The sequence below is a fragment of the Flavobacterium sp. NPDC079362 genome (genome assembly GCF_050267765.1).
Taxonomy (GTDB): Bacteria; Bacteroidota; Bacteroidia; order Flavobacteriales; family Flavobacteriaceae; genus Flavobacterium; species Flavobacterium azizsancarii.
The window spans coordinates 1-14,518 of record NZ_JBNNFM010000045.1; the positions used below are offsets into that span (position 1 = coordinate 1).

A 14,518-nucleotide genomic window follows, 5' to 3' on the forward strand; every position below is an offset into this window, starting at 1 on the left:
ATCCGACAGCTACCAAGGAGTGCAGACCTTTATTGGGATAACTGAAAATAACCTCACGGAAGTACTTTAGGTTAGGTATCTATCTTAAAATGTATCGTAAATTAAGAGCTGCCTTGGTACGGATCCGTATGCCGGGTGGTGTGGGAGGTCGCCTAGGGAATTAATTCCTAGGCTCCTATCCGATTAAAATTTCTGATCTGCAAAAAGTTCTTTATGAAAAGCTAAGATTAATTTATCCTAAATGTTCCAGCATATCTTTTGTCATCGATTCAAGATCAAAAGTATGTTTCCAGTCCCAATCTTGTCTTGCTTCAGTATCGTCGATACTTGCCGGCCAGCTGTCAGCAATTTTCTGACGGAAATCAGGCCCGTAAGTAATGGTGAATTCAGGAATATGTTTTTTGATTTCATTAGCAATTTCAGTCGGTGTGAAGCTCATTGCTGCTAAATTGTATGAAGAATGTATTTTGATTTTTTCAATCGGAGCTTGCATGATACTAATAGTTGCATCAATTGCATCATCCATATACATCATTGGCATTTTAGTTTCAGACGATAAAAAGCACTCGTATTTTTTATCAGCAATAGCTTTATAGAAAATATCAACCGCATAATCAGTAGTTCCGCCACCAGGAGGCGTAGACCAGCTAATTAAACCAGGATAACGAATACTTCGAACATCAACACCATAAATATTATGATAGTATTCGCACCATCTTTCTCCCGCTTGTTTACTAATTCCGTAAACTGTAGATGGCTCCATAATCGTATATTGAGGTGTATTTTCTTTAGGAGTTGTAGGTCCAAAAACAGCAATACTCGAAGGCCAGAATATCTTCTTTACCTTTTTTGCTTTCGCTAAATTCAAAACGTGGAATAATGAATTCATATTCAAATCCCAGGCAAATGCAGGGTTTTTCTCGGCTGTAGCCGATAAAAGTGCCGCCATCAAATAAATGTCAGTAATTTTATGTACTTCGACAAGATGCTCAATTTGGTTAAAATCTAAAGCATTGACCACCTCAAACGGACCTGAATTAACAACGTCAGTATTTAATTTTCGGATGTCAGAAGCAATTACATTGTCTGTTCCGTATAGTTTGCGCAGTTTTTGAGTCAGTTCTGTCCCAATCTGACCGCAAGCGCCAATGATCAATATTTTTGGATTCATTTGTGATGTTTTTTTAGAGATGCAAATATAACGTTTTCGCAAATATTTTTACTTTTCGTAACAACAAATTATAAATTTAACAACGATAAAGATTCTTTTTTGGATTATTCTCTGTTGAGCTGTTGGGTTATTTTACCGCAAAGCACGTAAAGTTTTTTTAATATGCTGGTTTAGTAAAAACGCAAAGTTCGCAAAGCTTTATGTAAAACTTTGCGAACTTTGCGAACTTTGCGGTTAAATTTTTCACCCAAAAAAACGACCATGATTTATAAAATCTTTAGCAAAAAACAGAATTCGTAATTGTAAATTTACTTTGTAACTTTGTAGCTTAATGTTTTACAAATGAAATATAAAATATCTCTTTTTCTGCTTTTTGTTTTTGTATTGAATTCATGTCAAAATGAAGATGAAAAACGCCGTGCTGAAAATGAAAAAGAAGCCAAAAAAAAGGAAGTTATTTTTAATACTATCAATAAAGGCTGGGAGTTTATTGATGAGCCTATTAATGAAATTTCAGAACAAAAGGTAAGTTCATGGAATGAATGGCGCGAATTCCTGAAAGAAATCGCAGATAAACCAAGAAAAACAATAGGAGCGTTCCAAAAAAAATCGGCAGTTATTTCGAAAAAAGCACTCGCTTTAAACGATAATATTCCTGCAGAGTTTAACGTTCCAGCAATAAAAAGCCGAATTTCTGTTTTGATAACTAAAGTTAAAATGATGGATTTGTTTATTCATTTAAATCAAATTCCAGCTGAAAAAGTAACCTTTTTAGTTGGAGAAATCAATAAAGAATTAGTCTCTCTGGAAAGACAAATGGATAATATCATTGTGAAAAGTAAAATTCCGAAAGAACAAGGAGAAGAAGATTTCTTGAAAATGTTAGATACAACACGTGCGATTCCGAATGCAACCGCAGTTCCGATTCAGGCACAAAACACAGATAATAAATTACCGAAAGTTGAGTAAAAACGCCTTATATACCATGTATGATAATCTGCCAAAAAATCAGCAGATTGCCACACAATTACTAGAGCAAAGTCAAATAAAAATGCATCTTAACGGATTGTTAGGATCTGCAGTTTCATTTGTGATTCGTGCTGTTTTCAAAAAAACAGAGTTGCCTTTTTTGGTTGTTTTAGACAATAAAGAAGAAGCAGCGTATTACCTGAATGATCTTGAACAAATGATTGGCGAGCAAGATGTCTTGTTTTATCCTGCTTCATTTCGACGTCCTTATCAGGTTGATGAAACAGATAATGCTAATGTTTTACTCCGTGCTGAGGTTTTAAACCGAATTAACTCCAGAAAAAAACCAGCGATAATTGTTACTTATCCCGAAGCCCTTTTCGAGAAAGTAGTAACAAGGCAGCAACTTGATAAAAATACTTTGAAAGTCGCTTTGAACGATAAAATTTCAATTGATTTTATCAATGAGGTTTTATTCGAATACGAATTCAAAAGAGTTGATTTTATCACAGAACCGGGCGAATTTTCGGTTCGTGGAGGTATTGTCGATGTGTTTTCATTTTCGAACGATCATCCTTATAGAATTGAGTTTTTTGGTAACGAAGTAGACAGTATCAGAAGTTTTGATGTCGAGACGCAATTATCTGTAGAAACACATAAAAAAATTACCATTATCCCGAATGTCGAGAACAAGATATTTCAGGAAAACCGCGAAAGTTTCTTAGATTATATTGCTGAGAAAACGGTAGTTTTTATTCAGAATACAGATGGGCTTTTTAGTCAGTTAGACAAGCAATTTGCAAGAGCCGAAGAAGATTTTGAGAAATTATCCAAAGAAATAAAACACGCAGAACCGGAACAATTATTTTTAAATCAGGCTTCGTTTATCAAGCGCGCCTTAGATTTTTCGGTAGTGGAATTGGCTTCAAAACCAATTTTTAAAACCACAAAAACATTCGAATTTCACATTCAGCCACAACCATCCTTCAATAAACAATTTGATTTATTACTGAATAATTTGAGCGAGAATCATTTTAATGGATATAAAAACTATTTGTTCTGTTCGAATGAAACGCAGGCAAAACGTTTTCATGATATTTTCGAAAGCTTAGACGAAGCCAATTCAGAGAATATCAGAAAGCAATATCATACGATTGTATTGCCTTTGTACCAGGGTTTTATTGACGAAGAAAATCAAATTACCGCTTATACGGATCACCAGATTTTTGAGCGTTATCATAAATTCAATATCAAGAACGGGTATTCTAAAAAGCAGAATATTACGCTTAAAGAATTAACGTCACTTTCTGTTGGTGATTATGTAACCCACATCGATCACGGAATTGGGAAGTTTGGCGGATTGCAGAAAATTCAGGTCGAAGGAAAAACGCAGGAAGCCATAAAATTGGTTTATGCTGATAATGATATTGTGTATGTAAGTATTCACTCGCTGCATAAAATCTCCAAGTACAACGGAAAAGACGGAACGCCGCCTAAAATATATAAGTTAGGGTCGAACGCCTGGAAAATTTTAAAGCAAAAAACCAAAGCGCGTTTCAAACATATTGCATTCAACCTGATTCAGTTGTATGCAAAACGTCGATTAGAAAAAGGTTTTCAGTTTGCACCGGACAGTTATTTGCAAAACGAATTAGAAAGTTCGTTTATCTATGAGGATACTCCGGATCAAACCAAATCGACGCAAGAAGTAAAAGCCGACATGGAAAGTGATCGCCCAATGGATCGTTTGGTTTGTGGTGATGTAGGTTTCGGAAAAACTGAGGTTGCCATTCGTGCTGCTTTTAAAGCCGTTGACAATAGCAAACAAGTTGCAATTCTGGTTCCAACTACTATTTTGGCCTATCAGCATTATAGAACTTTTACAGAACGATTAAAAGATATGCCGGTTTCAATTGGCTATTTAAACAGATTTAGAACTGCGAAACAAAAAGCACAAACCTTAAAAGATTTAGCCGAAGGAAAACTTGATATTGTAATTGGAACACATCAATTAGTCAATAAAAATGTAGTTTTCAAAGACCTTGGTTTATTAATTGTCGATGAGGAACAAAAGTTTGGTGTAAACGTAAAAGATAAGCTAAAAACTATTGCAGCAAATGTCGATACGTTGACATTAACGGCAACACCAATCCCGAGAACGCTTCAGTTTTCGTTAATGGCGGCGAGAGATTTATCAGTTATTACAACACCTCCGCCAAATCGTTATCCTATAGAAACAAATGTTGTTGGGTTTAATGAAGAAATTATTCGTGATGCAATTTCGTATGAAATTCAGCGTAACGGACAAGTTTTCTTTATCAATAACCGAATCGAAAATATAAAAGAAGTTGCCGGAATGATTCAGCGTTTGGTACCAAATGCAAGAGTCGGAATTGGTCACGGACAAATGGAAGGCGCCAAACTCGAGGAATTGATGTTGGGCTTTATGAACGGAGATTTTGATGTTTTGGTAGCGACGACAATTATCGAAAGCGGATTGGATGTACCAAATGCCAACACGATTTTTATCAATAATGCCAACAATTTCGGATTATCAGATCTGCATCAAATGCGTGGTCGTGTAGGTCGTAGCAATAAAAAAGCATTCTGTTATTTCATCTGTCCGCCTTATTCATCAATGACTGAAGACGCCAGAAAACGTATTCAGGCATTAGAGCAATTCAGTGAGTTAGGAAGCGGTTTCAACATTGCCATGAAAGATCTTGAAATTCGTGGTGCAGGAGATTTATTAGGAGGCGAACAAAGCGGTTTCATCAACGAAATTGGTTTTGATACCTACCAAAAAATCATGAACGAAGCCATTGAAGAATTAAAAGAAAACGAATTCAAAGATTTATATCCGGCAGAGAATGATATTGAGACGAAAGAATACGTAAAAGATTTACAAATCGATACTGATTTTGAGCTCTTATTTTCTGATGAATATATCAATAATGTTACCGAGCGTTTGAGTTTGTATAACGAGTTGGGTGGCGTAAAAAATGAAGAAGAACTGGTTATCTTTCAAAATAAATTAATTGACCGTTTCGGTCCAATGCCTCCGCGTGCCAATGCGTTGATGAATAGTATTCGCATCAAATGGATTGCGACGAACATAGGAATTGAGAAATTGGTGATGAAAAAAGGTAAAATGATTGGTTACTTTGTTTCGGATCAACAATCTGATTATTATCAATCGTCTAAGTTTAGAAAAGTGTTGCTATTTGTACAAAAATATACCTCGCTTTGCACAATGAAAGAAAAACAAACGCCAAATGGTTTACGACTTCTTTTGACTTTTGATAATGTAAAATCGACCAAACGAGCTTTGGAATTGATGGAAATGTTGGGAGAATAAAAAAGTTTGCCACGAATTTGCGAATTTTCACAAATTTTAATTCGTGCTCATTCCTGGAATTCGTGGCAAAAAACGAATCTAAATCTTAAGTTTTATTTATCCTTTATTTAAGAAAATACTTAGAATTAAAAAGTTTTCTTTGGTCAAAATTTTAAACCAAAATTTTCCATGCAATATCAATTTATTCTTGTGTTTTTGTTTTTTGGATTAACCACAATTTTTGCTCAGGAAAAGAAGCAAATCGTTTTAAATGATACGCTGAAATCAGAAGAAATCGATCCTTTGCGACCTGCAAAAGCAGCATTTTATTCGGCTATTTTTCCGGGTTTAGGACAGATTTATAATAAAAAATACTGGAAACTTCCTTTGGTATATGGAGCAATCGGAACCAGTACTTATTTTTATATCGACAGTCAAAAAAACTACAATACTTATAGAAACGAATACAAAAACAGGCTAGCAGGAAACTCAAGTGGTTCTGAATATTTGGAGAACTTAAGCGAAAGTCAGTTAATTTCTGCTCAAAAGCAATTTCAAAGAAATAGAGATTTATCCGCTTTATTTATTGTTGGTTTTTATGTTCTCAATATTATTGATGCCAATATTGATGCAGCTTTGTCTCAATTTAATGTTAGTGAGAAATTGGCCTTTAAGCCTTCTGTTAATTTCAAGAATGAAAATATGCAATCTGGTTTTGGATTTGCTTGTACCTACACTTTTTAGAAGTTTACTTTTGTAACTTTAGAATCAGTTTTAGTATTCTTTCTAAAGCAAAACGATAATGAAGGAAATCAAAAAAATTGGTATAGTTGATATTACTGAAAAATTCGGTCTGGACTTAGAGTTCAAAGATTTTCTTTTTAAACCTCAGGAAATTACACCCAATCGTCATTTTGAACCACATCGTTCTGAAATGTACAGCCTTGGCCTTGTTTTAAAAGGAGAAGCTGAATTCATTGTTGGATTGGAACCCTATCAGCTTAAAGCTCCTTCTATAGTTATGGTGGCGCCTGATGAAGTAAGGAATTGGATTCTGAATAAAGGCGCAATTGAAACAAAGAGTCTTTTTTTTACAGAAGATTTTGTGGTTTCAGGATTGATTGACACTTTGTTTTTAAAGAAATTTTCTTTCTACAAAAGAAACGGACAACATGCTATTGCTTTAAATCCGGAAGATTTGGCCATTATTCAATCCTTACTACATCAAATTGAGCAAAAGAAAAACTCTGATTTATCTAATAAATTAGAAAGTATTCAGGCCCTATTGAGAGCTTTACTCCTGGAAATTGAAGGGTTATACGACATAAAAACCAGAAACGAACATAACACCTATTCAAGATCTTTCTATCTAACGGAAAAGTTTAAAGAATTATTGTCTGAGAATTTTACCCGGCATCGTGAAGTTCATTTCTACGCAGAAAAACTTTTTGTAACACCCAAACATCTTTCTCAAGTTGTAAAAGAGGAAACCGGAAAAACTGTAAGTGAGTTGATTAACGAAATTGTTTGTCTTGAAGCCAAAGTTTTACTGCAAGCAAAAGCATTAAACATTTCAGAGATTTCACTATATTTAAACTTTGCTACAGCCACATTTTTCGGCAAGTTTTTTAAGCGTAATACGGGAACGAGCCCTTTGGAATACCGAAAAGGATTGTCTTAATAAAAATACGACATTTAGAACATTTTATCGGCTATTCAGACCTTCTCTAGCTTTGTTGTGCACAATATCTTTGTTTTATTAAATTAATTTAAATCGAAGTATTATGAAAATGAGAAAATTAGGAATAAACGGACCCGAAGTTTCCCCTATATCTATGGGATCAAGATTAATAATTGATGATCCGGCATCATTAGAAGCTGCAAAAAAACAAACAATCCAAACACTACAATACGGAATTGACTCCGGAATAAACTTTCTAAATACCGCCGACTTTTACGGAATGGGTATAAGCGAACTTATTATTGGCGAAGCTATAAAAGGACGAAGAGACAAAACTTTTATAAGTGTTAAAACCGGGGCGCTAAGAGATCATAAAGGACATTTTCTGGGATTGGACGGAAGACCAAACGCGATCAAAAACTTCTGTGCCTATTCCTTAACCCGATTGGGAGTTGACGAAATAGACCTGCTTCAGCCTTCACGAATCGATCCTGATGTGCCTATCGAAGAAACGGTTGGTGCCATAAAAGATTTAATTGACGAAGGAAAGGTTCGTTATTTAGGACTTTCAGAAGCAAATGCTGAACAACTAATTCGTGCGAATAAAGTATATTCCGTTTCTGCTTTAGAAATTGAATATTCGTTAGCGACCAGATTTATAGAAAAAGAAATTTTGCCAACTGCAAGAGAATTAGGCGTGAGTATAGTTCCTTATTCTGTTTTGAACTATGGTTTGCTTAGCGGAAATTTAGAATTTCCATTGCCTAAAGGAGATTACAGAAATATGCTTCCGAGATTTCAGGAAGAAAACCGCGCTCATAACCTGCAATTGATCGAATTTTTGAAAGATATGGCAGGTCAGAAGAACGTTTCTGCAAGTCAGCTTGCTTTAGCCTGGGCGTTGCATCAGGGAGAAGATATTATTCCAATTGTGGGAATGAGTAAACCTCAACGTGTAGATGAAAATATAGCAGCTCTTTGTATCGAATTCTCTCCGGAAGAAATGAATTTATTAAATACAACATTTGCTATCGATGCCATGAAAGGAGATCGTTATCCGGCTGCACTTCAAAAAATGGTCGCTTCTTAAAATATCCAAGATTTTCGATTTTTTTAATTGAAAGTCTTGCTTCAATTAAGAAAACTCGTTCATAATAATTAATAATACAATCATAGTATCAGATTAATAAATGTCTTATTACGATAGTTCAGGAACTTTATATGTCTTATCTTGATAAACAGCGATATACAGATGGCGTAACTTTAGGGTACTAAAGATTTTTAACGCATTTAGTTTGTCATCACTCTCGACAAAAAAATCAGTTTTACAGGAGGAATTAATAGGGATACACACATTTATTTCTTTACTACATGAACAGGAAAAAAGGTATATATAGAATTCTTTCAATTATCACATTACTGTTGGTTTTTGGACTCCTTCAGGCTAAAAAATTAAATATTAGGGACACTCAATAAATTATTCCTGTAAAGGAATTACACGACGCTTTTATCAATGATAGAAGTAAAGCCGAAAAATTATATAAAAATAAAATAGTAACCATCAAAGGTGTTGTCGTGTATGTTGGTCCGGACATTTATGCGCTGCCGTCAATAGAATTGTCAGACAAGAAAGACGGAGTTACAATGAAGCTTTGTGTACTGCCTGTTTCAGATTATTTAAAATTACGCAAGTATTCTAAAGGACAAACACTTGTCATTACAGGAGAGGCCCGTGACCTTTACAAAGAAAGTATTTTGGTTGTAAAGGAATGTAAAATAGTTGAGGAGAAATCTATCAAAAAGCTTACTTCAAATGAATCCTATGATATAAAGGATCCAAGTCCGGAAAGTGAGCAATTAGAAAAAAGACTTTTTCTGGCAGGAGTAAAAAGCACCACGTTTGCTCAGACCGTGAAAAATGACAAGGCGAAGCAGCAAAACCAACACCAGAACTTTATGATAAGTATGATATAGGTTTAGAAGTTGTAAATGGACGAAATGTATGGACCATAGCACCAAAAAAAACAATAAACAAATATTTCTTCTTCATACACGGAGGAGCCTATGTTTCAAGTTATTTTCCGGAACACTGGGTGTTTTTCGGTAAATTGATTGAAAGGACGGGGAGAACAGTTGTAATCCCTGATTATCCTTTGGCACCCGAACATCAATTTGAAGAAACAACTGAAATGGTATATACTGCACTGGTTAATTTAATTAATCGGGTTGGAGCAGAGAATGTTACTTTAATAGGCGATTCTGCCGGCGGAGGAATGGCTTTTGCATTGTCACAAAAATTAAGAGATGACAAAGGAGTACAACCTTCTCAAATTATACTTTTATCTCCGTTGTTGGATATGACTAAATCTAATCCTGAAATATTGAAGGTTGATAAATACGACCCTATTCTAAGAAGATAAAGAGAAAATTGGGCATTTGAATGTAGAGAAATTATTGAATTTATAACTGGTAAAACATAAAAATGGCACATGATTTTTTTCATGCGCCATTTTGTATTTGGGTTCAGAGAAAATTTTATAATTTCTTCAATCCTTTTAACTCTGCAGCATTTCCTTCTTTAATACTGATTGCAACACCACCACCCGGTGCTAAATATTGTTTTAAAATTGTTTTTGAGGTTACAACAACTTTAGTCACCGTATATTTTTGCGGATTTTCGTTCCAGTTAGCATCTTTCGTGTCAGCGTAAATAGTAGCTATGAATTTTTTTTCGGCAGGTAAATAATCAAAAGTAATATTGGCAGTTCTGGCGTTTTCGTCGGTGATTCCTCCAATAAACCATTCGTTTTTTCCTTTTGCTTTACGGGCAATCGTGATGTAATCTCCTGGTTCTGCTTCAAGAATATAACTGTTGTCCCAATCTACCGCAACATCTTTTATGAATTGAAAAGCATCTGGAAAACGCTCATAATTTCCAGGAATATCAGCCGCCATTTGCAACGGACTGTACATTGTAACATAATAAGCCAATTGTTTTGCCAGAGTGGTATTGACACGTTGTGTACTTCCGGTTCCGTAGTACGAAAGATCTGTTTGAAAAATCCCCGGAGTATAATCCATTGGGCCACCCATTAATCTTGTAAATGGTAGAATTGTCGTATGATCCGGTGCTAATCCTCCCATAGATTCAAACTCAGTTCCGCGAGCAGATTCCTGTGCAATCCAGTTCGGGAAAGTTCTGTTTAAACCAGTTGGTCGAACCGCTTCGTGGCTGTTAATCATGATCTTATAATCGGCAGCACGTTTGGCTACGTTGATGTAATGATTCACCATCCACTGTCCGTCATGATGTTCGCCACGCGGAATAATTTTACCTACATAACCAGTTTTTACAGCATCATAACCGTTGTCATTCATAAATTGAAAAGCACGATCTAATCGACGCTCATAATTTGTTGCCGATCCTGACGTTTCATGGTGCATGATAATTTTCACCCCTTTTGATGCGGCATATTCATGAACTGCTTTTACATCAAAATCAGGATAAGCGGTTACGTAATCAAAAACTTCTTCTTTCCAGTTGTTGATCCAGTCTTCCCAACCAATGTTCCAACCTTCGATAAGGATGGCATCGAAACCATTTTTAGAAGCAAAATCAATATATTCTTTTGCTCTTTCTGTTGTGGCTCCGTGTTTTCCGTTTGGCGTTAGTTTAGTAAAATCATCTGTCAGTTTTACGTTAGTTTCTTTTCCAAAAGCCCAGGTACTTTTTCCGGCCACAAAATATTCCCACCAAATCCCGATGTACTTTACGGGTTTAATCCACGAAACATCTTTATAACTTGTAGGTTCGTTGAGGTTCAGAATTAATTTTGAAGCCAAAATTTCTGTCGCTTTATCACTTACAACAATGGTTCTCCAGGGCGATTGTGCATCTGTTTGCATATATCCTTTTGCACCCACGGCATCAGGCGCTAAATGACTGCGCATTTTATAATTTACAGCATCAACTTCAAGATACATTGCCGGATAATTGATCAATCCTGCTTCATGAATATTGATATACAAACCATCGTCAGATTTCATCATTGATGGAGTTTGCACCGCTAATTCCTTAATAGGCCATTGCGAATTGATTTCGATAGTAGCTTTTTTCATCAACGAAGGAACTTCAGAAATTTTCGAAGTGGTATAGGCATATTCATTGGTATCATAATCTCCCGGAATCCAGAAAATTTTATGATTTCCGGCCAGATTAAATTCAGTACGTTCCTCTTTAATAACAAAATAATTTAAATCATTTTGTTTCGGAAATTCATATCTAAAACCCAATCCGTCGTTGAATAATCGGAAACGAATTCGAATATACCTGTTGTTGTTTTTGGCTTGAGCCAAAGTGACAACCAATTCGTTGTAATTGTTTCTAATAGTTTTTTCTTCACCTAGAACAGGATTCCATGAATCATCAACAGAAGATTGTGCTGTATTTGTAACGGTAAAACCATCCAAAAACGAAGGTAAATTTTGAAGTTCTAAACCTAAAGAACTTGGTTTTATAACTGCTTTTTGTTTGTATGATAATTGGTAAGACGGAACTCCGCCTTCTTTTAATTCAAATTTTAAAGAAAGATTTTTATTAGGTGAAGTTATTTCCTGAGCCTGAACCCATGCGGCATTGACACAAATAAAAAGAAGTAACGCTAATTTTTTGCTTCGGATGTGAAGCAATGATTTTTGGGATTGAAAATTCATGTTATTTTTGTTTTTTGCAAATCTAATATTGTTTTTTAAAGTCGCGTGGGTATTAATTTTTCAATACTAAATATTGAAAAGGAAGTAATGTAATTTCGTTGCCAATAGTAACAGAAGTTCCTGTAAAAGCATCTTTCCATGTTGCTTTTAGGGCAGGGGAAACAAGGTATTTTACAGAAGTTTTGGTTAAATTAGAAAGAACAAAAACTTTTTCTGAATCTTTTACCATTGTAAAAGCGCTTACGGCATCACTGCTGTATCCGGTAAAAGTTCCTGTTTTTATAGCGTTACTGGCATTTCTAAAAGCGATAATTTTTTTGTATTCGGCTAACATAGATGCATCTGCGGCAGACCAGTCGATTGGAGTTTTGGCAAAATAATTAAGCCTTTTGTCATACCCAACTTCTTGTCCGTTGTAAATCATTGGAACAGATTTCATATATGCTGCAACAACAAAAGTGGCAACAGATCCTTTTTTACCTCCAAAAAGTTCAAGCGGAGTTCCGTCTGAAAGGTTTACGTCATGATTGCTGGTGTATCTTACAACTTTGTTTTCAGGATTGTAATTGTTGGCATATTCTGTAGCATTAGAATCCTGAATTGTTGTAGCAGGTTTACCTTCTTTAAAAACTTTTTCTAAAGTGCTGAAAAAATTAAATCCAAAAGTATAATCAAAACCAGAAGCAAAGTGATTTACTTTAGATCCTTCAGCCAACATCAATATGGTTTGATTTTTTTTGATACTTCTTAATTTCGTAATCGCATCTGACCAAAAGGTTTGCGGAACAAAGTCAGCATAGTCACATCTAAAGCCGTCTATGTTGGCATTGTAAACCCAATATTCCATAGCATCGATCATCGCGTTTTTCATTTCGGTATTATTGAAATCCAATTGCGCTACATCATTATAACTTGTTCCCGGCGGAATAATGATATTTCCTTTATCGTCTTGTTGGTACCAATTTTTATGTTGTGTAATCCAGGGATTGTCCCATGCGGTATGATTGGCAACCCAGTCCAGCACTACAGCCATATTTTTTTTATGCGCTTCTTCGACCAAAGTCTGAAGATCTTGTAAAGTTCCAAAATCCGGATTTACGGCTTTATAATCCTGCACGGCATAAGGCGAGCCTAATTCTCCTGAAGCTTTTACTTTTCCAACAGGATAAATAGGCATTAAATAAATAACATTGGCACCCAGTTCCTGAATTTGAGTAAGCCTGTCCTGAACACCTTTTAAGTTTCCGGCGGCACTAAAAGCACGAATGTTGACCTGATAAATTATGGCATCTTCTTTTTTTGGCATTTTTTCGAATGCTGTTCCATACTGTGTATAAGGAGAAGCCGGAATTGAATCGTTATTATCCGATGAACTACACGAAACAAATGCTAGTGCAAGTATTAAAGTGTAGATGATATTTATATTTGATTTCATATTTTTTTATTTTATTTTTTTTAAGATAGCCTGCCTTTCGCTCAAAAAAGGCAGGTATCACTCAAACTAATCTAAACTATATTGTAGTTTTAGATTATTTTTTAACGATTGTACAAGTCGCAGTTGCAGGATATCCTGCTGATACCGGATCGACATCGTTTATAGTAAAGGTAATTTCGTAAGTTCCCGGTTCTCCAATATCATAAGCACCACCATTATCTTTGTTAATGGTATTTGTTGTAGGATCTGCAGGTCCGTAGTTTACATCCCATTTATCATTCAATCTGAATTTTAAGGCTCCTGCTAATAAGTTGGCAGTCGCCTTCCATGTTTTAGTTTCATGGTTGTAGGACATCGGAATAGAATGATTCCATCCGTAGTCTTTATCTTCAGGTGTTGGCGCATGAGTTGATGAACCTACAATTCCCCAGGCATAAGGAGTAGAACTCCATTTTAAAGTATTTAAATTTACTTTGATCTGATAAGAACCTTCTCCAGGAAGTGCAAAATCAGTAGTACTCATGTCTTTCAGGTCATTATTTGTGGCGCCTGCACCATAAAATTGTTCCCAGTTTCTGCCAGTATTTAATTTAAATACGGGGCCATAACCCGGAAGAACTGTTACATAACCCTGATAAATCCCTTTTGAAATTGCAGTTAAAGCCAAAGCAGTATCTACATTCCATTCGCCCTGATAAGCTCCCGGCATATAAATCTCGCCAAAAACAACGCTTTTTTCATAAGGTGTAACGGTCAGCGTGATAGGATCAGAATAGATTTTTCGATCCATTGCAGCTTCTACACGAACAACTAATTTTCCTGCAACATCCGGTGGAAGACCTAAGTCTACGGCAATTTTATTTAAATCAAGACCAATAAAAGCTTTGCTTAAAACGTCTTCGCCAACCACAATTCTTTTGGCTTTTTGCCAGGCAGTAGTACCACTGGTATCACCAATTAAATCAAATTCTACGGCATATGTAACCGGCGCATCAATTGGGAATGTTACTTTTGGCCAGGAAACAAGTAAAACATTATCGTCAGCAGAATCTTCTGTTAGTACCAATGTACTGGAAGAAACTTCAATTGCAGAAGGAAAACTTACGGCTTTTAGCGTCGTTAATTCGGCTTCACTGTCACAGGAAGCGCTTAGAAAAAGCACGCTCCCTAAGAGGAATAATTTATTGATATATTTTTTCATGATAGTTTTGT

The 14,518-nt window shown here is 35.5% G+C and carries 11 protein-coding genes; 7 read left to right on the forward strand and 4 right to left on the reverse strand.

Annotated features, from left to right (window positions below):
• Positions 1-232: 232 nt before the first annotated feature.
• Entirely contained in the window at positions 233-1,171 is a 939-nt protein-coding gene (locus ACQKCJ_RS22505; protein ID WP_271338182.1) for an L-threonine 3-dehydrogenase, read from the reverse strand.
• A 342-nt stretch (positions 1,172-1,513) separates the two neighbouring features.
• On the opposite strand from ACQKCJ_RS22505, the gene ACQKCJ_RS22510 reads away from it, so the two are divergent.
• From ACQKCJ_RS22510 to ACQKCJ_RS22540, 7 genes are all read left to right on the forward strand, one after another.
• Positions 1,514-2,140 (forward strand): hypothetical protein, encoded by a 627-nt coding sequence (locus ACQKCJ_RS22510; protein ID WP_271338181.1) that lies wholly within the window; start codon positions 1,514-1,516, stop codon positions 2,138-2,140.
• Positions 2,133-5,498 (forward strand): transcription-repair coupling factor, encoded by a 3,366-nt coding sequence (gene mfd, locus ACQKCJ_RS22515; RefSeq protein WP_427402978.1) that lies wholly within the window; start codon positions 2,133-2,135, stop codon positions 5,496-5,498. The genes ACQKCJ_RS22510 and mfd overlap by 8 nt, the downstream gene beginning before the upstream one ends.
• Positions 5,499-5,666: 168 nt before the next feature.
• Positions 5,667-6,221 (forward strand): DUF5683 domain-containing protein, encoded by a 555-nt coding sequence (locus tag ACQKCJ_RS22520; RefSeq protein WP_271338179.1) that lies wholly within the window; start codon positions 5,667-5,669, stop codon positions 6,219-6,221.
• Between the two features lie 58 nt (positions 6,222-6,279).
• Positions 6,280-7,158, forward strand: a complete 879-nt coding sequence (locus tag ACQKCJ_RS22525) for an AraC family transcriptional regulator (RefSeq protein WP_427402979.1) — start codon at positions 6,280-6,282, stop codon at positions 7,156-7,158.
• 103 nt (positions 7,159-7,261) lie between these two features.
• Complete coding sequence (locus tag ACQKCJ_RS22530) at positions 7,262-8,248, forward strand: aldo/keto reductase (protein ID WP_427402980.1); 987 nt, start codon at positions 7,262-7,264, stop codon at positions 8,246-8,248.
• A gap of 389 nt (positions 8,249-8,637) precedes the next feature.
• Complete coding sequence (locus ACQKCJ_RS22535) at positions 8,638-9,132, forward strand: OB-fold protein (protein WP_271338184.1); 495 nt, start codon at positions 8,638-8,640, stop codon at positions 9,130-9,132.
• The gene (locus tag ACQKCJ_RS22540; protein WP_271338183.1) at positions 9,129-9,578 is read left to right on the forward strand and encodes an alpha/beta fold hydrolase; all 450 of its coding nucleotides are present in this window, start codon (positions 9,129-9,131) and stop codon (positions 9,576-9,578) included. Before ACQKCJ_RS22535 ends, ACQKCJ_RS22540 begins: the two co-directional genes overlap by 4 nt.
• Positions 9,579-9,693: 115 nt before the next feature.
• Here the strand turns inward: ACQKCJ_RS22540 and ACQKCJ_RS22545 are convergent, their stop codons facing one another.
• The 3 genes from ACQKCJ_RS22545 to ACQKCJ_RS22555 all read right to left on the reverse strand — a co-directional run bounded on the left by ACQKCJ_RS22545 (position 9,694) and on the right by ACQKCJ_RS22555 (position 14,507).
• On the reverse strand, positions 9,694-11,871 hold the full coding sequence (locus tag ACQKCJ_RS22545; RefSeq protein WP_271338175.1) for a glycoside hydrolase family 97 protein: 2,178 nt from the start codon (positions 11,869-11,871) through the stop codon (positions 9,694-9,696).
• 52 nt (positions 11,872-11,923) lie between these two features.
• Positions 11,924-13,306 (reverse strand): alpha-amylase family glycosyl hydrolase, encoded by a 1,383-nt coding sequence (locus ACQKCJ_RS22550; RefSeq protein WP_271338173.1) that lies wholly within the window; start codon positions 13,304-13,306, stop codon positions 11,924-11,926.
• Between the two features lie 94 nt (positions 13,307-13,400).
• Positions 13,401-14,507: a SusE domain-containing protein gene (locus ACQKCJ_RS22555; RefSeq protein WP_427402981.1), complete on the reverse strand. Its 1,107-nt coding sequence runs from the start codon at positions 14,505-14,507 to the stop codon at positions 13,401-13,403.
• Positions 14,508-14,518 lie beyond the last annotated feature (11 nt).

What these genes read in the sequence shown, in the direction of transcription:
- ACQKCJ_RS22505 (WP_271338182.1), bottom strand. Translation starts at nt 1,171, where the DNA reads ATGAATCCAAAAATATTGATCATTGGCGCTTGCGGTCAGATTGGGACA.
- ACQKCJ_RS22510 (WP_271338181.1), top strand. Translation starts at nt 1,514, where the DNA reads ATGAAATATAAAATATCTCTTTTTCTGCTTTTTGTTTTTGTATTGAAT.
- ACQKCJ_RS22520 (WP_271338179.1), top strand. Translation starts at nt 5,667, where the DNA reads ATGCAATATCAATTTATTCTTGTGTTTTTGTTTTTTGGATTAACCACA.
- ACQKCJ_RS22525 (WP_427402979.1), top strand. Translation starts at nt 6,280, where the DNA reads ATGAAGGAAATCAAAAAAATTGGTATAGTTGATATTACTGAAAAATTC.
- ACQKCJ_RS22530 (WP_427402980.1), top strand. Translation starts at nt 7,262, where the DNA reads ATGAAAATGAGAAAATTAGGAATAAACGGACCCGAAGTTTCCCCTATA.
- ACQKCJ_RS22545 (WP_271338175.1), bottom strand. Translation starts at nt 11,871, where the DNA reads ATGAATTTTCAATCCCAAAAATCATTGCTTCACATCCGAAGCAAAAAA.
- ACQKCJ_RS22550 (WP_271338173.1), bottom strand. Translation starts at nt 13,306, where the DNA reads ATGAAATCAAATATAAATATCATCTACACTTTAATACTTGCACTAGCA.
- ACQKCJ_RS22555 (WP_427402981.1), bottom strand. Translation starts at nt 14,507, where the DNA reads ATGAAAAAATATATCAATAAATTATTCCTCTTAGGGAGCGTGCTTTTT.